The organism is Streptomyces dioscori, from assembly GCF_003024195.1.
GTDB lineage: Bacteria > Actinomycetota > Actinomycetes > Streptomycetales > Streptomycetaceae > Streptomyces > Streptomyces dioscori.
The window spans coordinates 702253-728365 of record NZ_KZ679040.1; the positions used below are offsets into that span (position 1 = coordinate 702253).

The 26113-nt window shown below is 70.1% G+C and carries 24 protein-coding genes; 13 read left to right on the plus strand and 11 right to left on the minus strand.

Features of this window, described 5'->3' with window-relative positions; all coding sequences use genetic code 11:
- The first annotated feature begins 687 nt into the window (after positions 1 to 687).
- The 6 genes from leuA (at position 688) to C6Y14_RS10990 (ending at position 9266) form a co-directional block, all read left to right on the plus strand.
- Positions 688 to 2409 carry a 2-isopropylmalate synthase gene (gene leuA, locus C6Y14_RS10965; RefSeq protein WP_107016340.1) on the plus strand — a complete coding sequence of 574 codons (1722 nt, stop codon included), beginning with the start codon at positions 688 to 690 and terminating at the stop codon, positions 2407 to 2409.
- Positions 2410 to 2582: 173 nt separating this feature from the next.
- On the plus strand, positions 2583 to 3293 hold the full coding sequence (locus C6Y14_RS10970) for a tellurite resistance TerB family protein (protein WP_404828756.1): 711 nt from the start codon (positions 2583 to 2585) through the stop codon (positions 3291 to 3293).
- Between the two features lie 394 nt (positions 3294 to 3687).
- Positions 3688 to 5820 carry an MMPL family transporter gene (locus C6Y14_RS10975; protein WP_107016342.1) on the plus strand — a complete coding sequence of 711 codons (2133 nt, stop codon included), beginning with the start codon at positions 3688 to 3690 and terminating at the stop codon, positions 5818 to 5820.
- A 210-nt stretch (positions 5821 to 6030) separates the two neighbouring features.
- Positions 6031 to 7245 carry a histidine kinase gene (locus C6Y14_RS10980; protein WP_107016462.1) on the plus strand — a complete coding sequence of 405 codons (1215 nt, stop codon included), beginning with the start codon at positions 6031 to 6033 and terminating at the stop codon, positions 7243 to 7245.
- The gene (locus C6Y14_RS10985) at positions 7242 to 7928 is read left to right on the plus strand and encodes a response regulator (protein ID WP_107016343.1); all 687 of its coding nucleotides are present in this window, start codon (positions 7242 to 7244) and stop codon (positions 7926 to 7928) included. The genes C6Y14_RS10980 and C6Y14_RS10985 overlap by 4 nt, the downstream gene beginning before the upstream one ends.
- Before the next feature lie 108 nt (positions 7929 to 8036).
- Positions 8037 to 9266, plus strand: coding sequence for a sialidase family protein (locus tag C6Y14_RS10990; protein ID WP_404828757.1), 1230 nt, complete (start codon positions 8037 to 8039; stop codon positions 9264 to 9266).
- Between the two features lie 196 nt (positions 9267 to 9462).
- Here the strand turns inward: C6Y14_RS10990 and C6Y14_RS10995 are convergent, their stop codons facing one another.
- The 5 genes from C6Y14_RS10995 to C6Y14_RS11015 form a co-directional block, all read right to left on the minus strand.
- Complete coding sequence (locus tag C6Y14_RS10995) at positions 9463 to 10398, minus strand: dihydrodipicolinate synthase family protein (protein WP_107016344.1); 936 nt, start codon at positions 10396 to 10398, stop codon at positions 9463 to 9465.
- Positions 10395 to 11453 carry an oligopeptide/dipeptide ABC transporter ATP-binding protein gene (locus tag C6Y14_RS11000; RefSeq protein ID WP_107016345.1) on the minus strand — a complete coding sequence of 353 codons (1059 nt, stop codon included), beginning with the start codon at positions 11451 to 11453 and terminating at the stop codon, positions 10395 to 10397. Before C6Y14_RS11000 ends, C6Y14_RS10995 begins: the two co-directional genes overlap by 4 nt.
- A gap of 1 nt (position 11454) precedes the next feature.
- On the minus strand, positions 11455 to 13488 hold the full coding sequence (locus C6Y14_RS11005; RefSeq protein ID WP_107016464.1) for a dipeptide/oligopeptide/nickel ABC transporter permease/ATP-binding protein: 2034 nt from the start codon (positions 13486 to 13488) through the stop codon (positions 11455 to 11457).
- Positions 13488 to 14450 carry an ABC transporter permease gene (locus C6Y14_RS11010; RefSeq protein WP_107016346.1) on the minus strand — a complete coding sequence of 321 codons (963 nt, stop codon included), beginning with the start codon at positions 14448 to 14450 and terminating at the stop codon, positions 13488 to 13490. Before C6Y14_RS11010 ends, C6Y14_RS11005 begins: the two co-directional genes overlap by 1 nt.
- Before the next feature lie 137 nt (positions 14451 to 14587).
- Positions 14588 to 16216, minus strand: a complete 1629-nt coding sequence (locus tag C6Y14_RS11015) for an ABC transporter substrate-binding protein (RefSeq protein WP_107016347.1) — start codon at positions 16214 to 16216, stop codon at positions 14588 to 14590.
- A gap of 231 nt (positions 16217 to 16447) precedes the next feature.
- Here C6Y14_RS11015 and C6Y14_RS11020 point away from each other — a divergent pair, with 231 nt between their 5' ends.
- From C6Y14_RS11020 to C6Y14_RS11030, 4 genes are all read left to right on the plus strand, one after another.
- A complete protein-coding gene (locus tag C6Y14_RS11020; protein ID WP_225890998.1) occupies positions 16448 to 17218 on the plus strand; it encodes a FadR/GntR family transcriptional regulator in 771 nt (256 codons plus the stop codon).
- On the plus strand, positions 17215 to 17661 hold the full coding sequence (locus C6Y14_RS11025) for a protein-tyrosine phosphatase family protein (protein ID WP_107016348.1): 447 nt from the start codon (positions 17215 to 17217) through the stop codon (positions 17659 to 17661). Before C6Y14_RS11020 ends, C6Y14_RS11025 begins: the two co-directional genes overlap by 4 nt.
- A gap of 186 nt (positions 17662 to 17847) precedes the next feature.
- A complete protein-coding gene (locus C6Y14_RS44030) occupies positions 17848 to 18135 on the plus strand; it encodes a hypothetical protein (protein ID WP_159074208.1) in 288 nt (95 codons plus the stop codon).
- A 16-nt stretch (positions 18136 to 18151) separates the two neighbouring features.
- The gene (locus C6Y14_RS11030; protein ID WP_107016349.1) at positions 18152 to 19021 is read left to right on the plus strand and encodes a DUF2637 domain-containing protein; all 870 of its coding nucleotides are present in this window, start codon (positions 18152 to 18154) and stop codon (positions 19019 to 19021) included.
- Between the two features lie 15 nt (positions 19022 to 19036).
- Here C6Y14_RS11030 and C6Y14_RS11035 read toward each other — a convergent pair whose 3' ends face one another.
- Both C6Y14_RS11035 and C6Y14_RS11040 read right to left on the minus strand, forming a co-directional pair.
- Entirely contained in the window at positions 19037 to 19390 is a 354-nt protein-coding gene (locus C6Y14_RS11035) for a DUF397 domain-containing protein (RefSeq protein ID WP_107016350.1), read from the minus strand.
- Positions 19372 to 20205 (minus strand): helix-turn-helix domain-containing protein, encoded by an 834-nt coding sequence (locus C6Y14_RS11040; RefSeq protein WP_107016466.1) that lies wholly within the window; start codon positions 20203 to 20205, stop codon positions 19372 to 19374. The genes C6Y14_RS11035 and C6Y14_RS11040 overlap by 19 nt, the downstream gene beginning before the upstream one ends.
- Positions 20206 to 20545: 340 nt before the next feature.
- Here C6Y14_RS11040 and C6Y14_RS11050 point away from each other — a divergent pair, with 340 nt between their 5' ends.
- From C6Y14_RS11050 to C6Y14_RS11060, 3 genes are read left to right on the plus strand one after another with little or no spacing between them, the layout of a single operon-like run.
- Positions 20546 to 20761, plus strand: coding sequence for a hypothetical protein (locus C6Y14_RS11050; RefSeq protein ID WP_107016352.1), 216 nt, complete (start codon positions 20546 to 20548; stop codon positions 20759 to 20761).
- A 46-nt stretch (positions 20762 to 20807) separates the two neighbouring features.
- The gene (gene recO / locus C6Y14_RS11055; RefSeq protein WP_107016353.1) at positions 20808 to 21560 is read left to right on the plus strand and encodes a DNA repair protein RecO; all 753 of its coding nucleotides are present in this window, start codon (positions 20808 to 20810) and stop codon (positions 21558 to 21560) included.
- 59 nt (positions 21561 to 21619) lie between these two features.
- Entirely contained in the window at positions 21620 to 22471 is an 852-nt protein-coding gene (locus C6Y14_RS11060) for an isoprenyl transferase (RefSeq protein WP_107016354.1), read from the plus strand.
- A 244-nt stretch (positions 22472 to 22715) separates the two neighbouring features.
- On the opposite strand, the gene C6Y14_RS11065 is transcribed toward C6Y14_RS11060, so the two are convergent.
- The 4 genes from C6Y14_RS11065 to C6Y14_RS11080 all read right to left on the minus strand — a co-directional run bounded on the left by C6Y14_RS11065 (position 22716) and on the right by C6Y14_RS11080 (position 25982).
- Positions 22716 to 23138: a Fur family transcriptional regulator gene (locus C6Y14_RS11065; protein ID WP_107016355.1), complete on the minus strand. Its 423-nt coding sequence runs from the start codon at positions 23136 to 23138 to the stop codon at positions 22716 to 22718.
- Positions 23139 to 23197: 59 nt separating this feature from the next.
- Entirely contained in the window at positions 23198 to 24106 is a 909-nt protein-coding gene (locus C6Y14_RS11070) for a metal ABC transporter permease (protein ID WP_107016467.1), read from the minus strand.
- 23 nt (positions 24107 to 24129) lie between these two features.
- A complete protein-coding gene (locus C6Y14_RS11075; RefSeq protein WP_107016356.1) occupies positions 24130 to 24942 on the minus strand; it encodes a metal ABC transporter ATP-binding protein in 813 nt (270 codons plus the stop codon).
- 62 nt (positions 24943 to 25004) lie between these two features.
- On the minus strand, positions 25005 to 25982 hold the full coding sequence (locus tag C6Y14_RS11080; protein ID WP_107016357.1) for a metal ABC transporter substrate-binding protein: 978 nt from the start codon (positions 25980 to 25982) through the stop codon (positions 25005 to 25007).
- Positions 25983 to 26113 lie beyond the last annotated feature (131 nt).

Consider the following 26113-nt stretch of genomic DNA (forward strand, 5'->3'; position numbering starts at 1 on the left):
GCGACGGGGTCCGGTTTCGTGTACGGCTGCGGCTCGTGGGGGCGGGCCGCGCAGTTCCCCACGCCCCTGAGGGGCTGGCGCCCCCAAAAGCCAAAAGACTGCGCCGTTCCCCGCGCCCCTAGGGGGATGGGGGCTGACCGAGCGCTGTCGGCCGCACCTCCATCCTCCAGGGGGCTGCGCCCCCAGGGGCGCGGGGAACGGCGCAATCTTTGACGCGCGCGTGCGACTGCCCCGTCACCCCCACCCCCCCCAGGGGCGCGGGGAACTGCGCAGTCTTTGGCGCGCGCATGCGACGGACGGGTGCGGGGGGTCTCTTCAGGGGTGCGGGGAACTGCGCGATCTTTGAGGTGCGCGTGCGACGGCGGGTGAGGGGGTCGCTTTCAGGGGTGCGGGGAACTGCGCGATCCTTGAGGCGCGCTTGCGGCGGCGGTGCGGGGAACGGCGCAGGTTTTTGTGGGCGATGCCGCATCCCGCATAGTGATACGGGGGACCGCGCCGCGTGGGACTCCGATAGCATGCGGAGCATCATGCGTTTCGGGCTGCTTCTCCTTAGCTGCCGCGGCGAGGGCCTGTAGTCGAGGCCGACCCCCTCCCCGCGGAGTTTTGGCGTTGCGCCGTCGGCCGTCCCTCGGATTCGAGAACCCACCGGTTCCGAGGATCAAGCGGACCAAGAGGAGCCCTCGCATCATGGCGAACCGCCAGCAGCCCACGTCCATGCCGATCCACAAGTACCGCCCGTACGACCAGGTCGACATCCCCGACCGTACGTGGCCGGACAACCGGATCACCACCGCTCCCCGCTGGCTCTCCACCGATCTGCGTGACGGCAACCAGGCTCTGATCGACCCCATGTCGCCCGCGCGCAAGCGCGAGATGTTCGACCTGCTGGTGTCGATGGGCTACAAGGAGATCGAGGTCGGCTTCCCCGCCTCGGGGCAGACCGACTTCGACTTCGTGCGCTCGATCATCGAGGAAGAGGGCGCGATCCCCGACGACGTCACGATCTCCGTACTGACCCAGGCCCGCGAGGACCTGATCGAGCGGACCGTCGAGTCGCTGAAGGGCGCCAGGCGCGCGAACGTCCACCTGTACAACGCCACCGCCCCCGTCTTCCGCCGTGTGGTCTTCCGCGGTTCCAAGGACGACATCAAGCAGATCGCCGTCGACGGCACGCGCCTGGTCGTCGAGTACGCGGAGAAGCTGCTGGGTCCGGAGACGACCTTCGGGTACCAGTACAGCCCCGAGATCTTCACCGACACCGAGCTGGACTTCGCCCTGGAGGTCTGTGAGGCCGTCATGGACGTCTGGCAGCCGGGCCCGGACCGCGAGATCATCCTGAACCTGCCCGCCACCGTGGAGCGCTCGACCCCCTCCACGCACGCGGACCGCTTCGAGTGGATGTCGCGCAACCTGTCCCGCCGCGAGTACGTCTGCCTGTCGGTCCACCCGCACAACGACCGCGGTACGGCGGTGGCCGCCGCCGAGCTGGCGCTGATGGCTGGCGCCGACCGTATCGAGGGCTGCCTGTTCGGGCAGGGCGAGCGCACCGGCAACGTCGACCTGGTCACCCTGGGCATGAACCTGTTCTCGCAGGGTGTCGACCCGCAGATCGACTTCTCGAACATCGACGAGGTGCGGCGCACCGCCGAGTACTGCAACCAGATGGAGGTCCACGCCCGCCACCCGTACGTCGGCGACCTCGTCTACACCTCCTTCTCCGGCTCCCACCAGGACGCCATCAAGAAGGGCTTCGACGCGATGGAGGCCGACGCCGCCGCCAAGGGCGTCACGGTCGACGACATCGAGTGGGCCGTCCCGTACCTGCCGATCGACCCGAAGGACGTCGGCCGCTCGTACGAGGCCGTCATCCGGGTCAACTCGCAGTCCGGCAAGGGCGGTATCGCGTACGTCCTGAAGAACGACCACAAGCTCGACCTGCCGCGCCGGATGCAGATCGAGTTCTCGAAGATCATCCAGGCGAAGACGGACGCCGAGGGCGGCGAGGTCACCGGGAACGACATCTGGGCGGCCTTCCGGGACGAGTACCTGCCGAACCCGGACAACCCCTGGGGCCGTGTCCAGGTCCGCAACGGCCAGTCCACGACGGACAAGGACGGCGTGGACACGCTGACCGTCGAGGCCGAGGTCGACGGCGCCGAGACCACCCTGGTCGGTACCGGCAACGGCCCGATCTCCGCGTTCTTCCACGCCCTGCAGGGCATCGGGGTCGACGCCCGGCTGCTGGACTACCAGGAGCACACGATGAGCGAGGGCGCCTCCGCGGTGGCCGCCTCGTACATCGAGGTCGCGATCGGCGACAAGGTCCTGTGGGGGATCGGCATCGACGCGAATACGACACGCGCGTCACTGAAGGCTGTCGTCTCCGCCGTCAACCGCGCCACGCGATAAGGCCGTTCACCTGCGTTTCTGTGGTCCCGTCCGCCTCACAGGCGGGCGGGACCGCTGCGTTTATCCGGCCATGTAGATGAGTGGCCTCTCCCGGGGTACTGACTCCGCATCAACAATGTGGCTAACATCACGCCAACGCGGCGATGTTGCCGTGGGGTTACGGAGGTGCGCACGTGCTGCCAGGATGGGGACGAAACAGCCGGTTTGTCCGCGCCGGCACCATGGGCGTTTCGCGCATCCTCGGAACCAGGACCGCGTGGACCACCGTCGGCGACGGCGAGTTCTTCTGCCCGGGGTGCGGGGGCGACCGCAACTACCAGCGGCTCACCGGGCGCCGCCGGTTCACCTGCCTCGGTGTGCCGGTCATGCCGCGCGGGGAGACCGGGCCGGTCGTCGAGTGCGCGGCCTGCGGCCACCACTACAGTGCGGACGTCCTCGACCATCCGACGACGACGCGCTTCTCGGCGATGCTGCGGGACGCCGTGCACACGGTCGCTCTCGCCGTGCTCGCCGCGGGGGGTACGTGCGCCCGTACGTCGCTGGAGACCGCCGCGGGCGCGGTTCGCTCCGCCGGGTTCGACGACTGTACGGAGGAACAGCTGGCCGCGCTCGTGGAGGCGCTGGCGGCCGACACCGGGCGGATCTTCGGGGAGCCGTGCGGGCCGGGGCTGTCCATAGAGCTGCACGAGGCGCTGGATCCGCTGGCCCCGCATCTCGCCCCTGCCGGGCGGGAGGCGATCCTCCTCCAGGGGGCGCGGATCGCTCTCGCGGACGGGCCGTACACGCCGGCCGAGCGGGAGGCTCTGACGACGGTGGGGGCGGCGCTCACGATCTGCACGGACGACGTAACCCGCCTCCTCACGGCGGCCCGCACCCCGTCCTGACCCGCGGCCCCGCTGGGGGCTGGCCGCGCCGTTCCCCGCGCCCCTAAAAGACAAAAGACTGCGCAGTTCCCCGCGCCCCCAAGAACAACGGACGCGCGTGTCCGATACCTGCGGCCCGGTGGGGGTTGCCCGCGCCGTTCCCCGCGCCCCTGGAGGGGCAAAAGCCGGGGCGCAGCCCCGCTTTTGAGGGGCGCGGGGAACTGCGCGAACGGCCCCCACCGGACCCGCAGCCGGAGACGCACTCGCAGTACTCCCCCGGGAGTAATCCCGGCTCCCCGTCACCCCCGGCAGTAGCCGCACACTCAGACTCCCGTCCGACGCATGTCGCCGCCCGCACCGAAAGGCTGAAGGGGCAACGGAAGCGGAAGCGTAAGCGTCGAGAGGGAGATCGTCCATGGGGGCAGGGAAAGCGACCACGGCAAGCAAACGGCGCAGGCGAGCCGTCCCCTGGGCGGTGCTGGGGCTGTGGATCGCCCTGCTCGCCCTGACCGCCCCGTTCGCCGCGAAGCTCGCAGACGTACAGCACGACCGCGTCACCGACTACCTTCCGGCGAGCGCCGACTCGACCCAGGTGGCGAAGATCCAGGAACAGCTTCCCGGCGGCGAGAGCACGGAGTTGGTGCTCGTGTACCACCGGGAGGGAGGATTGAGCGGCGCCGACCGGGAGACGGCGGCCCGGCAGGTCGAGGAGATCGCCGACAAGCATGAGCTCGTCGGCCGGACCGACGTACCGGAAGGGGTTCCGTCCGACGACGGGACGACCCTGATGTACCCGCTCGTCAGCAACGAACCCGGCACCGACGAGGAACTGCGCGACGCGCTCGTCGAGGACGTCCGGGGCATCGCCCACGGCCAGGACGCCCGGGACGGGCTGAGCGTCGAGGTCGGCGGTACCGGCGCCCTCGCCACCGACGCCGGCAAGGTCTACGACTCGCTCGGCGGGCCGCTCCTCTACACCACCGTCGCCGTCGTGGCCCTCCTGCTCGTCCTCATCTACCGCAGCCCGGTGCTGTGGCTCGTCCCGCTCGTCGTCGCGGGCGTCGCCGACTATCTGTCGATGGGCGTCGCGTACGGGCTCAACCAGACTTTCGGCACCACCGTCTCCGGCCAGAGCTCGGGCGTCATGACGATCCTCGTGTTCGGCGCGGGCACCGACTACGCCCTGCTGCTCGTCTCCCGTTACCGCGAGGAACTGCGGCGCGTCGAGCGCCCGTACGACGCCATGACCGCCGCCCTGCGCGGCTGCGGCCCCGCCGTGCTCGCCTCCTCCGGCACCGTCGCCGTCGGCCTGCTGTGCCTGCTCGCCGCCGACCTCAACAGCAGCCGGGGCATGGGCCCGCTCGGCACGGTCGGGGTGCTCTGCGCGCTCATCGCGATGCTGACCCTGCTCCCCGCGATCCTCGTACTGCTGGGCCGGCGCGTGTTCTGGCCGCTCGTGCCCGCCTTCGGCAGCGAGCCCAAGCAGCGCCGCCGGAACCTCTTCGCCGCGATGGGCAGCTCCGCCGGACGCAGGCCGCTGACCGTGCTCGCCACCGGGGCCGTCCTGCTCGGCGCGCTCGCCCTCGGCACGCTCAACCTCCCCGGGCCGGTCAAGCAGGAGGACTCCTTCGTCGACAAGCCGGAGGCCGTCACCGCCATGGAGACCCTCGCCAGGGCCTATCCGCAGCACGGCACCCAGCCCATCGACGTGATCGCCCCCGGCGAGCGCGCGGACCGGGCCCTCGCGGCGATCCGGGACACGCGGGGCGTCGAGAGCGCCGAGAAGGGCCGTACCGGAGACGGCTGGACGGAGATCTCCGTCATCGCCCGGGACGCACCCCAGTCGGCGGGGGAGACGGCCACCATCAGGGCCCTGCGCACCGAGTTGGAGGGGTCCTACGTCGGTGGGGCCAGCGCCCAGCAGATCGATCTGGAGGACACCAACAGCCGGGACACGAAGATCGTCGTACCGCTCGTCCTCGTCTCCGTGCTGCTCATCCTGATCGGACTGCTGCGCAGCCTGGTCGCGCCGCTCCTCCTGGTGGCCGCCGTGGTCGCCGTCTGGGGCGCGGCCCTCGGCATCGGCGGCCTGGTCTTCGGGCCGGTCCTCGGTTTCGAGGGGACCGATCCGGGGCTCGGGCTGCTGTCCTTCGTGTTCCTGGTCGCCCTCGGCGTCGACTACGGCATCTTCCTCATGCACCGGATGCGGGAGGAGTCCCTGGCCGGCGCGGAGCCCGTGGCCGCCGCGCTCACCGCCCTGCGTACCACCGGCTCGGTCATCGCCTCGGCCGGGCTGGTCCTCGCCGCGACCTTCGCCGTGCTGACGAACATGGGGCTCGTGCAACTCGTCGAACTCGGCTTCGTGATCGCCGTCGGCGTGCTCCTCGACACCTTCCTCGTACGGACGTACCTGGTGACCAGCGCCAGCGTCGCCCTGCGGCGGAAGGTGTGGTGGCCGGGCGCGCTCTCCCGTGAACCCGGAGAGGGCGGCCGGTCCGGTGAACCGACCGAGCCGCCCCGGCAGCCGGAACGGGTCGCAGCGCCCTGATCACACGTGCCGTCCAGACCGGGCGCCTCTCCGGCTCTCCGCCGGAGGGGCGCCCCCGTACCGGAAGATGGAGCCGTGCAGGAATGGGGAGCGACCACAGCGACCACAGTCGTACCGGGTGGACCCGTGCGCGGTGACGCCGTGCGCGGCGAGACCGGACATCGCGGCACCGTGCGAGGTGCCGCGCCGCCCCGCCGGATCGACCGCGTCATGGCGGTCGTCAACCGCGACCCGCTCACCGCGCCGCACCGCACCCGCAACGACGCGTTCCTGGCCGCCGGGGTCGCCGTGGTCGCCGTCGTCCTCGCGGTGTTCGTCGTCGACGGACGCCCGCTCGACCCGCTCGGCTGGGCCCTGCTGTCCGGCGCCCATGTGCCGCTCGTGTGGCGGCGCGGCCGTCCGCTGCTCGTGCTGCTCGCGGTGGCGGCCTGCGCGAGCCCGTACCACGCCCTCGACTACAACCATGCCGTGCCGGTCCCCGCGACCCTCCTGGCGCTCTACACGGTCGCGGCGACCGGCACGGTACGCCGCACGCTGCTCACCGCCGTCGCCGTCCTCGGCCCGACGCTGGTCGTCAACGGCCTCATCAACCCGGACGGGGCCCTGGAGTTCCTGCGGACCTCCGGCTGGATCATCGCCGTCCTGTTCTTCGGCGTCGACGCCCGTTTCTACCGCCAGTACGTGGCCTCCATCGTCGAGCGGGCCGAACGCGCCGAACGCACCCGCGAGGAGGAGGCCCGGCGCCGCGTCGCCGAGGAACGGCTGCGGATCGCCCGTGACCTGCACGACCTGCTCGCGCACAGCATCACCCTGATCGGCGTGCAGACGTCGGTGGCGGCCCATGTCCTCACCGTCGATCCCGGGCGGCTCGACCGCGCGGCCGTCGCCCAGGCCCTCGACGGCATCGCGGAGACCTGCCGGACGGCCAGGGGAGAGCTGCGTACGACGCTGGAGGTGCTGCGGGCCAACGAGATCGGCGTCAGCGGTTCCTCGGACGGGCGGGGGCCGCTGCCCGGCCTCGACGGACTGGCCGCGCTCGCGGAGGCGGCCAGGACGGCCGGGGCCGAGGTCGAACTGGACGTCGACGCGGACGGCGTACCGCCCTCCGTGGGCGCCGCCGCCTACCGGATCGTGCAGGAGGCGCTCACCAACGCCGTGCGCCACGGCGGCCGGGACGACCTCACCGTCCGGGTGGGACTGCGGACGGCGGAGGGAGCCCTGCGGGTGCGCGTCACGGACGACGGGACGGGATGCGGTGGACCGGGGACGGCCGGCGGCACGCCGGGGTTCGGACTCGTGGGGATGCGGGAGCGAGCCCGTAGCGTGGGCGGCACGCTGGACGCAGGACCGGGCCCCACCAAGGGCTTCGAGGTGACCGCAGCGCTGCCGCTGCCGTTGCCGTCGCACCAGGAGGAGGCCCGATGACGATCCGTGTACTGCTCGCCGACGACCAGACCCTCGTACGGGCCTCGTTCGCGATGCTCGTCGCGTCGGCCGGGGACATGGAGGTCGTCGCCGAGGCGGGCACCGGGCGGGAGGCGGTGGAGCTGGCCCGTTCCGCGCGGGCCGACCTCGTCGTGATGGACCTGCGCATGCCCGACCTGGACGGGATCGAGGCGACCCGGCTCATCGCCGCCGACGAGGATCTGGCGGGGGTCAGGGTGCTGGTCCTGACGACGTACGACACCGACGAGCACATCGTCGACGCGCTGCGGGCCGGGGCGTCCGGCTTCCTGGTGAAGGACATCCGGCCGGCCGAACTCCTCGACGCCATCCGGACCGTGGCCGCGGGGGAGTCCCTGCTCTCGCCGGGCCCGACCGCGCGGCTCATCGCCCGTTTCCTGCGCGCACCCGACACGCTGACGTCCGCGGTGGGCGGCCCCGACGGGCTGTCCGAACGGGAGCGGCAGGTGCTCGCCCTGGTCGCGCGCGGGCTCAACAACACCGAGATCGCCGAGGCGCTCGGGCTCAGCCCGCTGACGGCGAAGACCCATGTCAGCCGGATCATGGGCAAGTTGGGGGCGCGCGACCGGGCGCAGCTGGTGATCGTGGCGTACGAGTCGGGGCTGGTGATACCCGGGGCGTCAGGGGCATCCGGGGCGGTGTGAGCGATACGGGGGTGCGGGGGCATTGCCCTGTCCCTCGGGCCGCACTAGTTTCACCGCCGACATCCCACGTCCCATGTCTTCCGTCTTCTGTCCCAGTAGGGGTGAGCCGTGTTCATCAAGAGCCGTCTTCGTCCAACCGCCCTCGCCGCTGTCGTCGCCGGGCTCGCCGCCGCGTTCGGGTCCCCCGGGACCGCGAACGCGGCGGGCCCCGCGGATCGGCCGGCGCGGGGCTGCGTCTCCTCCGTCCCCTTCGCGGCCGGGGAGAACGGCTACGACACGTACCGCATCCCCGCCACCGTCACGACCAAGGCCGGCACGGTGCTTGCCTTCGCCGAGGGCAGACACAACGGCGCCGGGGACACCGGCAACATCGACGTCGTCCTCAGACGGTCCGGCGACGGCGGCTGTACGTGGGGACCGCTGAGCGTCGTCGCCGCCGGTGAGGGCGACACCCGCGGCAACCCCGCGCCCGTGGTCGACCCCCGGACCGGGAAGGTCGTCCTCCTCACGTCCTACAACAGCGGTGCTGTGACCGAGGCGCAGATAATGCGCGGCGAGGTCACGCAGGAGGAGAGCCGGCGGGTCTTCGTGCAGACCAGCCGGGACGGCGGGCGCCGTTTCAGTGCGCCCTGGGAGATCACCGCCGCCGTGAAGCTGCCGGGATGGCGGTGGTACGCCACCGGGCCCGGGCACGCGATCGCGCTGACCCGGGGGCCGCATGCCGGGCGGCTCGTCGTGCCCGCCAATCACTCGGCCGCGCCGCCGTCCGGCTCCGCCGACACCGGGCAGGAGGCCAGGTACTACGGGGCGCACGCCCTCTACAGCGACGACGGCGGGGTGTCGTGGCGGATCGGGTTCGTGGACGACTCGTACGACGGGGCCGACAACGCGAACGAGAGTGCTGTGGCGCAACTGCCCGACGGGCGGCTGTACTTCAGCTCCCGCGATCAGAACGGGAGCAGTGCGGGCAACCGGCTCGACAGCTACTCCAGTGACGGGGGTGCCACGCTCGACCGGCCGTTCCGGGTGCAGTCGACGCTGGCCGATGTGCCTGTCGTGCAGGGGAGTGTGTTGCAGGTGGCCGGTCCTGCGGGGGCGCCGCTGCTGTTCTCGGGGCCGTCCGTGCCGACGGTTCGGCAGGCGATGGCTGTGTGGCGGAGTGGGGATGGTGGGGGGAGCTTCACGAAGGCGCTGACGCTGTCGGGGGAGCGGGCCGCGTATTCGGACCTGGTCCAGTTGGCTGGGGCCGGGGGGAGGGTGGGGGTGCTGTACGAGACGGGCACGACGGGACCGTACGAACGGATCGCCTTCCGGCGGGTGGACGCGGATGAGCTGTAAGGCTCTTTCCTCGCCCCCGCCGCCCCTACCCATTCCCGTCCACACATGGGGCTGCGCCCCTCGCCCCCTTTGTCCTCAAACGCCGGACGGGCTGAAAACGTTTCAGCCCGTCCGGCGTTTGAGGACCGGGGGTTCGGGGGCTGGCCCCCGAGTCGTTGACGGGAACGGGTAGGGGCGGCGGGGGCGAGGAAAAGGGCTACAGCAAACCCGCGCCCGCCAAGAACTTCCCCACCCCTTCGATCTCCTCCGCGGACAGCGGGACCTGCGGGTCCGCGACCGCCGCGCATGCGATCACCCCCCTCAACTGCAGCGCCGCTTTGAACGCGCCGAGGGCGGAGGAAGAACCCCCCATCCGCCCCCCGTCCCCCACCCGCACCATCCCGAACAGCGCACACAACCGCTCCTGTTCGGCCCGCGCCAAGGCCCATTCACCCTCCCGGCAGAGCCGGTACAGCCGCACGTACCCCGCAGGGTCGACGTTCGCGAGCCCAGGCACCGCCCCGTCCGCCCCCATCGCGAGCGCGGAGTCGACGACCAGTTCGGACCCGGTCAGCACGCTGAAGCCGGTGATGGAGGAGTCCGCCCGGGCGCCCGTGACGACCGAACGGAACGCGCCTTCGTCCCCGCTGGAGTCCTTGAGCCCGGCGAGCGTCCCCTCGGCCGCCAGTTCGAGGACCAGTTCGGCGGGCAGCTTGGAGTGGACGGCGACCGGCAGGTCGTACGCGAGGACCGGCACCGGCGAACGCGCGGCGACGAGACGGTAGTGGCGGGCGATCTCCGCCGGATGGGTGCGCGTGTAGAAGGGCGCCGTCACGACCACCGCGTCGGCGCCCGCGTCCGTGACGTACCGGACGTGGTCGAGGACGCGCGGGGTCGTCATGTCGATGGCCCCGGCGAGGACGGGCACCCCGCCGGACACGTGCCCGACGACCGTCTCGACGACCAGCCGACGCTGATGGTCCGTCAAGTACGCGGCCTCGGAGGACGTTCCGAGGACGAACAAGCCGTCCACCCCGCTCTCCAGCAGGTGGTCGACCAGTCGGACGAGTGAGGGGACGTCCACCTCGCGGTCCGGTGTCAGGGGCGTGCAGACGGGCGGTACGACACCGGTCAGCGGGGCGGGAAGGGTCATCGAGGCTCCTTCGGGGGATCGGCCGTGGTGACCGCCTGCGCGACCAGGTCCCGGGTCGACAGGCCGTCCTCCACAGGATGGTGGCAGCGGAAGCGGTGCCCCGGCGTAGACGCGGCCGAGAAGTCCGGCATGGACTCGGCGCACACGGCGTCCGCCTTCCAGCAGCGCGTACGGAAGGGGCAGCCGCTCGGTGGGCGGGTGGCCGACGGGACGGGTCCGACGAGCGGGATCGGGTCGATGGGGTCGAGCAGGCCGGGCGTCGCCGAGAAGAGGGCGCGGGTGTACGGGTGCCGGGACCGGTCGGTCACCTCGTCGGCCGGGGACTCCTCGACGATCCGGCCGAGGTACATGGTGATGACGCGGTCGCTCATCCTCCGTACGGTCTGGATGTCGTGCGAGACGAAGACCAGGGCCAGGCCGAGCCGTTCCTTCAGGTCGAGGAGGAGGTTGAGGATCTGGGCGCGGACCGAGACGTCGAGCGCGCTCGTCGGTTCGTCGGCGACCACCAGGTCCGGGTCGAGGGCCAGCGCCCGCGCGATGGCGACCCGTTGGCGCTGACCGCCGGAGAGCTGGCCGGGGAGGCCGTCCGCGAGCGCTCTGGGGAGTCCGACCAGGGACATCAACTCGCGTACGCGGTCCTCGCGTTGTGCGGCCGTTCCCCGCTTGTGCACGTCCAGCGGGTCGCGCAGGATCTGCCGTACCGTCAGTCGGCGGTTCAGGGCCGTCGACGGGTCCTGGAAGATCATGCCGGTGCCCGCGCCCACCGTCGTCCGGCGCAGCGCCGGGGCCATCGTCCACAGGTCGCCGCCCCGCAGGCACACCGTGCCGGAGGTCGGCCTCTGCACTCCCACCAGGACCTTCGCGAGGGTCGATTTGCCGCAGCCGGACTCGCCGACGACGCCGACCGTCTCGCCGGGCGCGATGGTGAGGCCGGCGCCGGTGAGGGCGTACACCCGGTCGCGGGAGAACAGGCCGCCGGTGCGCGCCTTGTGGACGACGTGCACGTCGTCCAGTTCCACGAGGGGGCCTGTGGCAGAGCTTGCAGGTCCGCTCATGTCACGGCCTCGCTTCCGTCGGCCCGGCCGGTGCAGCGGGCGTGGTCGTGGGCGTAATCGTGGGCGTGGTCGGCAGGGGGATCGCCGGGTGATGGCAGGCGACCTCGTGGCGGCCGGTCGGGCCCGCCAGCCGGGGGGCGTCCGTCCGGCACACCTCCGTCGCCATCGGGCAGCGGTCGGCGAAACGGCAGCCCGCCGGGAAGTCCGCCGGGGACGGCACGACCCCCTTGATCTGCGTCATCCGTTCGGCCGCCGACTCCAGCGACAGGACGCTGCCGAGGAGGCCGCGCGTGTAGTGGTGGGAAGGCGACTCCACGAGGTCCGCCGTCACGCCCGACTCGACGATCTGGCCGCCGTACATCACGACCACCCGGTCGGTGACGTCCGCGACGAGCGCCAGGTCGTGCGAGACGAGGACGAGCGCGAAGTCCAGCTCGGTACGCAGCCTCAGCAGCAGCTCTATGATCTGCGCCTGCACGGTGACGTCGAGGGCGGTCGTCGGTTCGTCGGCGACGATCAGTCTGGGGTCGCGGGACAGGGCCATCGCGATGAGTACGCGCTGGCGCTGGCCGCCGGACAGTTCGTGCGGGTAGCTGCGCAGGGTGCGCTCGGGGTCGAGGCCGACCAGTTCGAGGAGTTCGGTGCCGGTGCGGGTGCCGCCCCTTCTGGTCACCTGTTTGAGTTGGGCGCGGACCGTCATCGCCGGGTTCAGCGACGACAGGGCGTCCTGGTAGATCATCGCCATCTCGTGGCCGAGGAGTTTGCGCCGGACGCTCATCGGTTCGCCGACGAGCTGCCGCTGGTTGAACCGCACGTGGCCGCGGACCCGGGCGCCCTTCGGCTCCAGGCCCATCACCGTGAGCGCGGTCAGCGACTTGCCGCAGCCGGACTCGCCGACCAGGCCCAGGACTTCACCGGGCTGTACGTCGAAGCTGATGCCGTCGACGATGTCCACACCGCCGTGGCGGGCATCGAAACCGATGGCCAGGTTCTCGACGCTCAGCACCGGCTGCTGTCCCTGGGGGAGGGGGCGGGCCCGGCCGCGCAGCCGCTGGGCCGCCTCGGTCAGGCCGGGCAGTTCGAGGACCTTCCCGCTGCCGGGTTCCGGCGTCTCCAGGCGGTCCTCCGCCTCCCGTGCGGGCACATCGCGGGCCGCGGGGGCCGCCCACGCGTCCGAGACGCCTTCGGAGAGGATGTTCAGGGAGAGCACGGTGACCAGCATCAGCAGGCCCGGGAACACGGTCGCCCACCAGCCGCCGGTCAGCACCATGTTCTTGCCGTCCGCGATGACACTGCCCCAGGACGGGTCGGGCGGCCGGACACCCGCGCCGATGAAGGACAGCGACGCCTCGAAGACGATCGCCTCGGCGACCTGCACCGTGCAGAAGACCAGGACCGGGGCGGCGCAGTTGACGGCCACGTGCCGCCACACGATGTGCGGGGTGCGCGCTCCGATGACCCGCTCGGCGGTCACGTAGTCCTCGCCGTACTGAGCCATCACGTTGGCCCGTACCACCCGGGCCATCGGGGGCATGTACAGGAACGCGATCGCGCCGATGAGGATCGGGATGCCGCCGCCGAACACCGCGACGAAGACGGCCGCGAGCGCGATGCCCGGGAACGCCATGACGATGTCCAGGCCGCGCATCAGCGTCTCGTCGACCGCCTTGCGGGAGGTCGCAGCGATCGCGCCGACGACCGCGCCCACGACCAGGGCGAGCGCGGTCGCGCCGAGGCCGATGGCGAGGGACCAGCGGGCCCCGTACATCAGCCGGCTGAGGATGTCCCGGCCCAGGCTGTCCTGCCCCATCCAGTGCTCGCCGGACGGGGCGCCCTCGCCGTTCCCGTCGTCGACCAGCGGGAACTGTTCGAGCGGGTCGTGCGGGGCGATGAGCGGGGCCAGCAGGGCGGTGAGGACGACGACCCCGATGACGACGACGGCGATCCGGGAGATCAGGGGCAGCCGGGTGAACCCCCTGAGGCGCAGGCCGGGCAGGGAGAGCGCGTCGGTGAGCCGCTTCCGGTACATCAGCATCATGCCTCGGCACTCCTCAGGCGCGGGTTGACCAGCAGATAGAGGATGTCGATGACGAGGTTCACGACGACGAACCCGAAGGCGATCGTGAGGACGCCGCCCTGCACGACGGCCGGATCACCGTTCTTCACGGCGTCGATCATGAGCTTTCCCATCCCCGGCAGGTTGAAGATCGTCTCGATGACGACCGCCCCGCCGAGCAGATAGCCGACGCGCAGACCGAGCACGGTCAGCGGGTTCATCAGGGCGTTGCGCAGGACGTTCCGGCCGACCACGACCACCGGGGGCAGCCCGCTGCCGATCGCGGTCCGTACGTAGTCCCGGTCCAGCTCCTCCACGACAGCCGTGCGGACGATCCGGGTGAGCTGGGCGGCGACCGGCAGGGACAGGGCCAGCGCGGGCAGGGTCATGGTCTTCAGCCAGCCGGTGAACGAGTCGGCCGGATTGACGTATCCGCTGGTCGGGAACCAGCCCGCGTCCACGGCGAGGTACTGGATCATCAGCAGCGCCAGCCAGAAGCCGGGCGCCGCGACCCCGGTGAGCGAGACGACCCTGATCAGCTGGTCGGGGAAGCGGTCCCGGTAGATGGCGGCGGTGACCCCGCCGAGCAGCGCCAGCACCACCGCGATGCCCAGGCCCAGGAAGGTCAGCTGCATGGTGAGCGGCAGCGCGGTGGTGACCTGCTCGACGACGGGCGCCCTGGTCAGCGCGCTGACCCCCATGTCGCCGCGGAGCAGATCCCCGACGAAGTCGACGTACCGCACGAGGAACGGGTCCAGCAGTCCGTTGCGCTCCCGGAAGTCGTGCAGCTGCTGCTCGGTCGGGTTCGCGCCCTGGAAGTACGCGGACGCCGGATCACTGTCCGAGAACCGCATCACGACGAACACGAACATGACGATCCCGAGCATCAACGGAACAAGCAGAATGATCCGCCGGATCAGAATCCGAACGACCGCAACCAAGACTCTGCCTCTCGTCGGCCTTTAACTGGCTGCCCCTGCACATTTGCCTGATGCGCAAGCGGTCCTGCTTTTCGGCTTTTAGGGGCGCGGGGAACTGCGCGACCAGCCACAGCGGACCCGCAGACTCCACACAACCCCTAGACCCACTTCGCCTGGAGCACATTTATCCCCGGATAAGGCTGAGCACGGATTCCCGTGAGCTCACCAGAATCCCACGCGGTCATCAACTCGTTGTGCACCACGGGATAGATCACCGCATTCTCGGCAACGACATCGATGTAATCCTGAGTCATCGCTTTCTTCTTCTCGGCCTCCGGCTCCCTGGTGGCCGCATCCATCTTCCTGAAGAGATCCTTGGCCACAGAACTCCCCTCCCACCGCGCATACCGCATCCACGTGTTCCCGGGCCCGTAGTTGTAATGCATGATCAGATCCGCGTCGAGCCCGAACTGATTCGGATTGGACGCGGCGGCGACGACCTGGAAGTCCTTCTTCTGGTCGAGCTTCGTGAAGAGCGCCGCCGTCTCCTGGGGTTCGAGCGTCGTCTCGACCCCGATCGCGTCCCAGGACGCCTTGACGGTCGGCAGACAGTCCACGATCCAGCTCACGTTGACCGCCATCAGCGTGACCTTCAGCCCGCTGACCCCGGCGGCCTTCAGGAGCGCCTTCGCCTTGGCCGGGTCGTAGTCGTAGACGGGCTTCGCCCTGCGGTAGGTCGGATTTCCCTCGTTGAGGAACGAGGAGGCCGCCTTTCCGTGCCCCCGCAGCGCGGCCCGGATCATCTTCTCCTTGTCGATCGCGTAATGCAGTGCCTGCCGCACGCGTACGTCGTCGAAGGGTTTGTGGGCGGTGTTGAAGAGGAGGAACAGGTGGTTCATTCCCGCCCCGCCCTCCACTTTCAGACCGTCCTTCTCCAGCTGGGAGATATTGGCGTACGGGATGTTGTCCGAGATCTGCGCTCCCGCGCTCGAACCGGAGATCTTCGCCACCCGTGGCGCGGCGTCCACTATCGTCAGCCAGTTCATCTTCTTGAACGCGGCTTTTCGCGGCCCGTTGTAGTCGGCGAACGCGGCGAAGGTGGTGTTGGACTTCGGGTGGTGGGCGGTCTGCCGGTACGGGCCGGAGCCGACCGCCTTTCCCGTCATCGCCTCGTCCAGCGCACCCGATTTACCGAACACGTGCTTCGGCATGATCTTCGCGAGCGTGAGCCGCTGCGCCCCGTCCGGGAACGGGAATTCGAGGATCAGCTCCACCGACGTGTCGTCGACCTTCTTGACCTCCTTGAGCCAGGACGCGAAGAAGTTCTTGGCGAGGGTCGTCGTCTTCGGGTCCAGTACGCGGTCGTAGGTGAAGACCACGTCGTCGGCGGTGACGGGCTGCCCGTCGTGCCACTTCGCACCCTCCCGCAGCGTGAACTTCCAGGTGGTCGCCCGGAGGTCCGCCGGAAGGGCGGTCGCCAGCGCCGCGTACGGCTCACGGCTGATCGGGTCGGTGTCGAGCAGCCCCTCGTAGATGTGGTGGTTGCCGGCCATCGCGAAGGCCGAGGCGGTCATCAGCGGGTCCCAGCTCTGGTCGTTCCCGTAGCCGATCACCGCGGTGAGCGTCCGGTCGGCGCCCTCGCCCTCGCCGCCCGTCTCGTTGGTGGACTCCGGGCCCGAGGAGCAGGCGGAGAGCGTGGAGGTGATCGTGGCGGCGGCGCCGAGCGCGCCGGTGTACTTCAGGAACGACCGGCGGTGCAGCGCCGGTGCGGGGGTCGCGTCGCGCACGGTTCCTCCAGCAAGGAGTGGGAGATACGACGTCCTACGTCATAGGTGCAGCGTGACGATAAGAGGGGGCGTGGGGGCGGTCAAGGGAACGCGCACGAATGCCGTTTCTGCCAGAGGCGCAACCAATGCCGGTTTGGCGCAAGCGGAGTTGACGGATGGTCAACCCTGGATTGACGTGGATCCTGTCCGGAGGTGGGACGTGGGATGTCCCTGCCGCGTACGATGCGGCGCATGTCCGAGCGGCGCGCATCCGACGACTCCAGGAACTCCCTCCCCCCGGCGCGCTCCACCCGCGAACGGCACGTGAGCAGCCAGATCCAGCGAGAGGTCACCCAGCTGATCCTCGACCGCAGACTCCGGGCCGGTGCGCCCCTGCCCACCGAGACCGAGCTGATGGAGTCGCTCGGCGTCAGCCGCAACTCCGTGCGCGAGGCGCTGAAGGCCCTCCAGGCCCTCGACATCGTCGAGATCAGACACGGTTACGGCACCTACGTCGGCCAGGCCTCGCTCACCCCGTTCGTCGACGGCCTCACCTTCCGCACCCTGGCCCGGCAGGGCGACGACACCGACGACACCGAGGCGTTGGCCGAGATACTCCAGGTCAGGGAAGTCCTGGAGGAGGGGCTGATGCGGCGGGTCGCGGGGGAACTGTCGGACGGCGAACTGGCACGCCTCGAAGCGGTGGTGGACCGGATGGAGGAGGCGGGCCTCGCCGGACGCCCCTTTCCCGAACTCGACCGCGAGTTCCACGAATTGCTGTACGCGCCCCTCGGGAACGCTCTGGTGCCGCAGCTGTTGGGCGCCTTCTGGACCGTCTTCCGACGGGTCTCCGGCGTCCGGGGCTGGACGGACGATCCGGCGCCCGCGGTCACCGTCCGCCGCCACCGTGACATAGTCGTCGCCCTGCGGGCGCACGACGTGGAGGGGGCGCAGCGAGCGATGGCGGACCATTTCCGGGGTATCGAGGCAAGGGCCGCCCAGGAGTCGAGGGGCGTCGGATGAGCGTGAGTTGGGACGAGGAAACTCCCGGAGTACTGCGGCTGCCGTCCGGGCGGGCGGTACGGGGACGGGGGCTGCGTAACGCACTCGACCCGGCACTCGTCCACCCGACGTACGGGGTCTACCTGCTCGGCAAGGAGCCGTCCGCGCTCGCCGAACTCACGTGGGAGACGCGGTGGTTGCGGTGGCCGGACTTCCGGCTGCCGGCGGACCGGGCAGAGGCGCGGAAGGTGCTGACGGACATCTGGGAGCGGGCCGCGGATCCCGCCCAGCGCGTCGAGATCGCCTGCGGGGGCGGCCGGGGCCGGACGGGTACGGCCCTGGCCTGTCTCGCGGTCCTCGACGGCGTGCCGCCCGAGGAGGCCGTGCGGTTCGTACGACGGAACTACGACCGCCACGCCGTGGAGACTCCGTGGCAGCGAAGGTACGTACGCACGTTCGGGTGAGTGGGGGCGCCGCGCGCCACTGCTTGCTGCCCGAACGCCTGTCGGCCCGCTGAAAATCCCCGGTAGTAAAACATTTTCTTTGGGTGGCGTGGAGTCTGAATTATGAATTCTGTGGCAATGCTTTTGGTGGCTTTATGCTCACTCCTTTGCCGCGCACCCGAATAGGGGTTGCCGCGTTAGCGACGTATGAAAAAATCAGAGCAGGCCGATGCTCTTCATCCCCTCCGCGCGGTGCGGAAAAACACCACCGGATCCCCTGCGGTGGTGATGGGGCGGTACATCTTCACCCCTGCAGTCGCCTATTCCGCCCCCGGTGCCCGGGGCACTCTGCACGGGGACGGAAAACCGGTCGAGCTGTACGTAACCGAGCCACTGCTGGGTGAATTCCTGGAATGCCTGAGCAGGGCGCAGAACGATCTCGACCGGCGATGGGGCGCCCAGGAGCGGTCCAACGGGAATGTTGCCCGTGTCTGACCGGGGCGGGTATTCCATGGACGACTACGCCGACTTCTTCGTGCCGTCCGACCATCCCGCCGCCCGGCGGGCCGGGGCCGGTGGCGGGCGGCACCGCGGGCCCGTCGAGACGCGCCACCCGGGATCCCCCACGGACCCCCTCGACTCGGCCTGGGACCCGGTCGAGGAGATGACCTACCTCCTCCAGGACGCCGTGCAGGACGCGGCGCACGGGGCCGGGCCGGATGCCGTCGGGCCTGAGCGGGCCTGGACCGTGCCGCGGCCCCGCGGTGAGAGCGCGCCCCATGTCACCCTCACCGGCGATCCGATGGACAACCTGGCCACCATCACCGCCGAGCTGCCGGCCATCAGGTCCCACCCCGCCGGGCATCGGAAGGTACGAGTCCGCAAGGTGCGTTTCACCTGGCTGCAGACCGTCAGCTTCCTGATCGCCGCGCTGGCGGCCGTGGTCGTGTCCATGGTGAGCGTCTTCGGCGGGATGGTGTCCTACATCCCGCTGCGCCACGTCGCGTTCCTCACGCAGAGCGGTACGGCGGTGTGGTGGCCGCTGCTGGTGTACGGGCCGTGGACGGTGGCCTCGCTGTCCGTCCTGCGTGCGGCGCTGCACCAGCGGCGGGCCGCGCACTCCTGGGCCGTGGTCCTGCTGTTCTCCTCCGTCGCGATGGCACTGTGCGCGGCGCAGGCGGACCGGACGTTCACGGGTGTCGCGGCGGCGGTGCTGCCGGCTGTGGCCGCCCTCGCCTGTTTCCAGCAGCTCGTCCGGCAGATCACGATGACCCGGCCGGCCCGGCAGAGCCTGCCGCGGCACCGGCTGTTCACGAGCACGGCGCCGCGGGCGGTACTGCCCGTGGCCGACCCGCCCGCGCCGGACGTGGCCGCGCGGTGAGAGAGGGGTGGGGCGTCATGCCGCCACGGCGTCGATGAACTCCGTCCAGGCGCGGGGCCCGACGAGGAGGACGGGTCCCGCGAGAACTTTGCTGTCCCGGACAGGGACGATGCCGGGGACTCCGTCGGCTACCTCGACGCAGTCTTCGCCGCCGTCGCCTCCACTGTGGCTGCTTGCGCGCCAGCGGGCCGCGCCTATGAAGTCGTAGGCGACTTCGACGCAGCTGCCGCCGTTGCCGTCGCTGTGGCTGCTTGTTCGCCAGCGGGCGGCGCCGATGAAGTCATACGCGACCTCGACGCATTCGCCGCCGTTGTCGTCGCTGTAGGTGCTCCTACGCCACTGGGCAAGGCTCAGGTCGTACTGCCGCATCGTCTGTGGTCCTCCGCCGCCGACTCGATCAGGGCCAGGGACGCCTCCGCCGGCAGTGCGGCGGCCCTGAGCAGATCGTATGCCTCTTGCACGCGCTTAACCAGGGCGGGATCGTCCAGCAGATTCCCCGAATACACCGCCTCTGTATAGGCGGTTGGCGGCGCCTCCTCGAACTCCATGAGCTGCACCATCCGACCCATGAGGGGATACGCACCCACGGAGTACGGCAGCACCTGCACCAGCACTTGCCGCTGTCGCACCATCCGCGCGATGTGGTCGAGTTGCTTGGCCATCGTGGCCGCGTCGCCGACCGGAATCCTCAGCACGTGTTCATGCAGGATCACCCAATACACGGGCCTTGTAGCGTCGCCGAGAATCTGCGCTCGCTCCCTGCGAGCTGACGTCTTCTCCTCGATGTGCTCATCGGCGATGAGGGGGTTGCCCGCCAGCATCACGGCACGGGTGTAGGGCGCTGTCTGCAGCAGGCCCGGTACGAGGGTCGGCGCGAACGTGCAGATCTTTGTTGCTGTCCGCTCCAGCTCCACGACCTCCGTGAAGTAGTCCGCGTACCGTTTGTCGTCGATGAGCTTTCGCCATGTTCGCTCGAAAAAGCCATCGGTTTGTAGGACTTCGTCGATCCTCTGGGCGGCATCCAACTGTGGACGTCGAATTGCCTGTTCGAATTGCCCGATGTAGCCGCCCGACACAAAAACGCGATAACCCAACTCCGCCTGCGTCAGGCCTGCCTCCTCCCGGTGTCTCTTCAGCTCTGTTCCGAAGAACTCCCAAGCCGCCTGCCGTGAACCATTGGCCATGGAAAACCCCCTGTACTGCACCGTCGTTGCTGAGCCTAGAGGTCTTCCAAAGACTAAGCCGTGGGCGTCATCGTGGAGACGGAAAGAGTAGAACCCGAAAAGGAAGGGGAACACCCGTGAGGTCTGCCCGCCAGGCACCCGACGCACAGCACTCGACGGCCTGCGTCGAACAAGCGGAGGAAACGGTGAAGGAATTGCGCGAAGCACTCGCAACCGCAGGAATTAAGTTGCCGACACTCCGGATCGACCCGGCAACCTTGGCGCGGGAGTCACCGTGCCCCCTCGTGGAACTGGGCCGGTGTTCCGTCGAGACGGCGGCCCGGCTCGCGGCGGTGCTCCGGTGAAGCCGGTCGTCGGGACGTACGTCGTCGACACGAGAAGCGGCCGGGTGGGCAGGGTGATGGGCCACGAGGGTCCGTACCTGCAACTGCGCCCCTACGGCGGCGGCCGGGAATGGGACTGCGCACCGGACACCGCCCGGGGAGCCACCATGGCGGAACGGCTCAGCGCCGCGACCGCCTACGCCAACGCACGCAGCCGCGGCGAGGTCCCTTGAAAGGACCCCGGCCACACCCGCCGCCCGCGTACGCGAGAATGGGGCCATGAGCCTGTTCCGCGACGACGGCATCGTGCTGCGCACCCAGAAGCTGGGTGAGGCGGACCGGATCATCACGTTGCTCACGCGCGGTCACGGACGCGTACGGGCCGTGGCCCGCGGGGTGCGCCGGACCAAGTCGAAGTTCGGGGCCAGGCTCGAACCCTTCTCCCACGTCGACGTGCAGTTCTTCGCGCGGGGGAGCGAGCTGATCGGCCGCGGGCTGCCGCTGTGCACGCAGAGCGAGACGATCTCTCCGTACGGCGGCGGGATCGTCACCGACTACGCCCGGTACACCGCCGGGACGGCCATGCTGGAGACGGCGGAGCGGTTCACGGACCACGAGGGCGAGCCCGCCGTCCAGCAGTACCTGCTGCTCGTGGGCGGGCTGCGCACCCTCGCGCAGGGCGAACACGAGCCGCACCTCATCCTCGACGCGTTCCTGCTGCGCTCCCTCGCCGTGAACGGGTACGCGCCCAGTTTCAGCGACTGCGCGAAATGCGGCATGCCCGGACCGAATCGCTTCTTCTCGGTCGCCGCGGGAGGTTCCGTCTGCGTCGACTGCCGGGTGCCCGGCAGCGTCGTACCCTCGGCGGGGGCCCTCGAACTGCTCGGCGCGCTGCTGACCGGCGACTGGGCACACGCCGACGCGTGCGAACCGCGGTACGTCAGGGAGGGCAGCGGCCTGGTGTCGGCCTACCTGCACTGGCACCTGGAGCGCGGCCTGCGGTCCCTGCGGTACGTCGAGAAAAGCACCTGAGCGACAACCGGCTGTACTTGTTGTACTTGCCGTACGAGATCTGAGGAGACGAGAAGCAGATGGTGGTACGCGGGATCCTGGGGCGCCAGCGCCGCGAGTACAAGACGCCGGAACCGCACCCGTCCGGTGCCCGCGCGCCCAAACTCCCCGGCGAGCTGATCCCGAACCACGTGGCGTGCGTGATGGACGGGAACGGGCGCTGGGCCAAGGAGCGCGGGCTGCCGCGCACGGAGGGGCACCGGGTGGGTGAGGGCGTCGTCATGGACGTCCTCAAGGGGTGCCTTGAGCTGGGCGTCAAGAACCTCTCCCTGTACGCCTTCTCCACGGAGAACTGGAAGCGGTCGCCCGAAGAGGTCCGCTTCCTGATGAACTTCAACAAGGACGTCATCCGGCGCCGGCGCGACGAGATGAACGACCTCGGGATCCGGATCCGGTGGGTCGGGCGGATGCCGAAGCTGTGGAAGTCCGTCGTGCAGGAGCTGCAGGTCGCGCAGGAGCAGACGCAGGACAACGATGCGATGACCTTGTATTTCTGCGTGAATTACGGGGGCAGGGCGGAGCTGGCCGACGCGGCGAAGGCGATGGCGCTGGATGTCGCCGCCGGGAAGCTCGACCCCGACAAGGTCAGTGAGAAGACGATCCAGAAGTACCTGTACTACCCGGACATGCCTGACGTTGACCTGTTCCTCCGCCCCAGCGGCGAGCAGCGGACGTCCAACTACCTGATCTGGCAGTCCAGTTACGCGGAGATGGTCTTCCAGGACGTGCTGTGGCCGGACTTCGATCGGCGTGACATGTGGCGGGCGTGCGTGGAGTACGCGTCGCGGGACCGTCGATTCGGGGGTGCGGTCCCGAACGAGGACCTGCTCGCCATGGAAGCGGACATGAGGGGCCGCCCGGACCCCAGCTGACGTCAAGGATTGCGCAGTTCCCCGCGCCCCTGAACAACCCGGCCGACTTTCGGCTGCAGGCCGGTGGGGGTCACCCGCGCAGTTCCCCGCGCCCCTAGGCACCTAGGGGCGCGGGGAACTGCGCAATCGTTGGCCCCAGCCCCCACCGGGCCCCAGCCCCCACCGGGCCCCAGCCCCCACCGGGCCCCAGCCCCCACCGGGCCCCAGCCCCCACCGGGCCGCAGCCGGGAGCGTGGGCTGGGGTTCAGACTCCCTGGCCGCGCGCAGCGCAGTCCGCGCAGGTGCCGAAGATCTCCACCGTGTGGGCCACGTTCACGTAGCCGTGTTCCGAGGCGATCGCCTCGGCCCATTTCTCCACCGCCGGTCCTTCGACCTCCACGGCCTTGCCGCACACCCGGCACACCAGGTGATGGTGATGGTCCCCGCTCGCGCAGCGGCGGTACACCGACTCACCGTCGGACGTGCGCAGCACGTCGACTTCCCCCGCGTCCGCGAGCGACTGCAGCGTGCGGTACACCGTGGTGAGCCCTACGGAGTCGCCCTTGTGCTTGAGCATGTCGTGCAGGTCCTGCGCACTACGGAACTCGTCCACCTCGTCGAGCGCCGCCGCCACGGCGGCACGCTGCCGGGTGGAACGGCCCCGAACGGGCGGTCCAGCGGTCGTCACCGTTGCCTCCAAACGTCTGCGGCTTGCCGGGCCATTGTGCCAGCCCGAGCTGGGCGCGGTCAGACGCCGACCTTCCCGGTCGGTGTGCGCGTGCCGGGAATGGCGCACTCCGCCGGGTCCCCGGCTTCCCGCGCCGCGACCAGCGCGGCGGCCCGCGCACGCCGCCTGGCCAGCGGCGTAGCCGCCACGGTGAGCAGCATGAACGCCCCGATGGTCAGCAGCACGATCGTCGCGCCGGGCGGTACGTCCTGGTAGTACGAGGTCACCGTGCCGCCGATCGTCACGCTGACGCCGATCGCCACGGAGATCGCGAACGTGGCGGCGAAACTCCGGCTGAGCTGCTGCGCGGCGGCCACCGGGACCACCATCAGCGCGGAGACCAGGAGCAGGCCGACGACCCGCATGGCGACGGTGACGGTGACGGCGGCGGTGATCGCCGTGAGGAGGTTCAGGGCGCGCACGGGCAGCCCCGTCACCCGCGCGAACTCCTCGTCCTGGCTCACCGCGAACAGCTGGCGGCGCAGACCGATCGTGACGAGGACGACGAAGGCGGCCAGCAGGCAGATCGCCGTCACGTCCGACTCGGACACCGTCGAGAGCGAGCCGAAGAGGTACGAGGTCAGGTTGGCGTTGGAGCCACCGGGGGCGAGGTTGATGAACATCACGCCGCCCGCCATGCCCCCGTAGAAGAGCATCGCCAGTGCGATGTCGCCGCGCGTCCTCCCGTACCAGCGGATCAGTTCCATCAGGACCGCGCCGACCACGGAGACGGCCGTCGCCATCCACACCGGGGACCAGGAGAGCAGGAAGCCGAGGCCGACGCCCGTCATCGCGACATGGCCGATGCCGTCACCCAGCAGGGCCTGGCGGCGCTGGACGAGGTAGATGCCGACCGCGGGCGCGGTGATGCCGACGAGGACGGCCGCGAGCAGGGCCCGCTGCATGAAGGCGTAATCGAGGATCTCGATGTTCAGGGCGAGGTTCGTGGCCATCAGCTCAGCAGTCCCGTCCGGATCGGTTCGGCGTCGTGGGCCGCGTGGGGGTGTACGTGGTCGTGGCCGGGCAGCGCGTGCTGGCCGAGCGCCCGCGGGGGCGGGCCGTCGTGCAGCACGCAGCCGTCGCGCAGGACGACCGCGCGGTCGATGAGCGGCTCCAGCGGGCCCAGCTCGTGCAGCACGAGGAGGACGGACGTGCCGGCCGCGACCTGCTCCCGCAGGGTCGCCGCGAGGACCTCCTGGCTCGCCAGGTCGACGCCCGCCATCGGCTCGTCCATGATCAGCAGTTCCGGTACGGAGGCCAGCGCGCGGGCGATCAGTACGCGCTGGTGCTGGCCGCCGGAGAGGGCGTCCACGGAGTCCTTGGCGCGGTCGGCGAGGCCCACCAGCTCCAGGGCGTGCCGTACGGCCTCGCGGTCCGCCTTGCGCAGGACGCCGAAGCGGGCGCGGGACAGCCGCCCGGAGGACACCACCTCGGTCACCGTGGCGGGCACTCCGCCGGCGGCTGTCGTGCGCTGCGGCACGTATCCCACGCGAGCCCAGTCGCGGAAGCGGCGCCGGGGCGTGCCGAACAGCTCGATCTCGCCGCCGCTGAGCGGTACTTGGCCGATGATCGTGCGGATGGCGGTCGACTTGCCGGAGCCGTTGGCGCCGAGCAGCGCGACGACCTCACCGCGGTTCACGGTGAGGTCGATGCCGCGCAGGACGGGGCGTGAGCCGAGTTCGGCCGTCACACCGCGCAGGGAGATGACAGGCGGGTGCGGTGTGACGGTCGAGGTGTCGGTCGGTGTGTCGGACCCGTTCGTCATGCCGACGTCCTCCGGAGGCTGATCGGGATGATCGTGCTGCTCATGATGCTGTCATTTCACGGTCACTTCGCTCCCAGGGCCGTCTGCAGCGCCTTGAGGTTGGCGTCCATGACCTGGATGTAGTCGTCGCCCCTGGACTTCTCGGTGATGCCCTCGATCGGGTCGAGCACATCGGTCCTGAGGTCCGCGTCCGCGGCGATGGTCTTGGCGGTCTTGTCGCTGACGAGCGTCTCGTAGAACACGGTGGAGACGCCGTCGGCCTTCGCCATCTTCTCAAGGTCCTTGACGCGGTTGGCGCTGGGCTCGCTCTCCGGGTCCAGGCCGTTGATGGCCTCCTCGGTGAGGCCGTAGCGCTCGGCGAGGTAGCCGAAGGCCGCGTGGGTGGTGATGAAGACCTTGGTCTTGGTGTTCCTGAGGCCGTCCTCGAAGCGGGTGTCGAGCCCGTCCAGCTTCTTCACCAGGGCCGCGGTGTTCTTCTTGTACGTGGCCGCGTTGTCCGGGTCGGCCTTCTCGAAGGCCTTGCCCACACCCTCGGCGACCTCGGCGTACTTCACGGGGTCGAGCCAGATGTGCGGGTCGAGGCCGGAGCCTTCCTCGTCCTCGTGGCCGTGCTCGTCCTCTTCGTCGTGCTCGGCCGCGTGGCCGCCGACCTCGGTGCCGTGCTTCTCCAGGTCGGTGAGGGTGGCCGCGTCGACCTTCGCCTTCACCTCGGACTGGCCTATCGCCTCGTCGACGGAGGGCTGGAGGCCCTTCAGGTAGAGAGCCACGTCCGACTCCTGGAGCTGCGCGGTCTGCTTGGCGCTGATCTCCAGGTCGTGCGGCTCCTGACCGGGCTCGGTCAGGGTGCTCACGCTGACGTGGCTCCCGCCTATCTCCTCGGCGAGGAACTGCAGCGGGTAGAACGACGCCACGACGTCGAGCTTGCCGCCTTCGCCGTCGGCCGCGCTGGAGTCGGACGAGCAGGCGGAGAGGGAGCCGAGGGCGAGGGCGGTGGCCGTCGCGATCACACCGGCGGATATGTGGCGTCGTCGTACGTTCATGACAGTCATTTTCAGCTGGTGTGGAAACGATTGTCAATAAGCGGCCCTGTGATCTGGACTTCATCCCGGTATGTGAGGGGTGTCACGGTGAGTGGAGGGGCGGCGTCCGGCCGGGACCCCAACCGATTTGA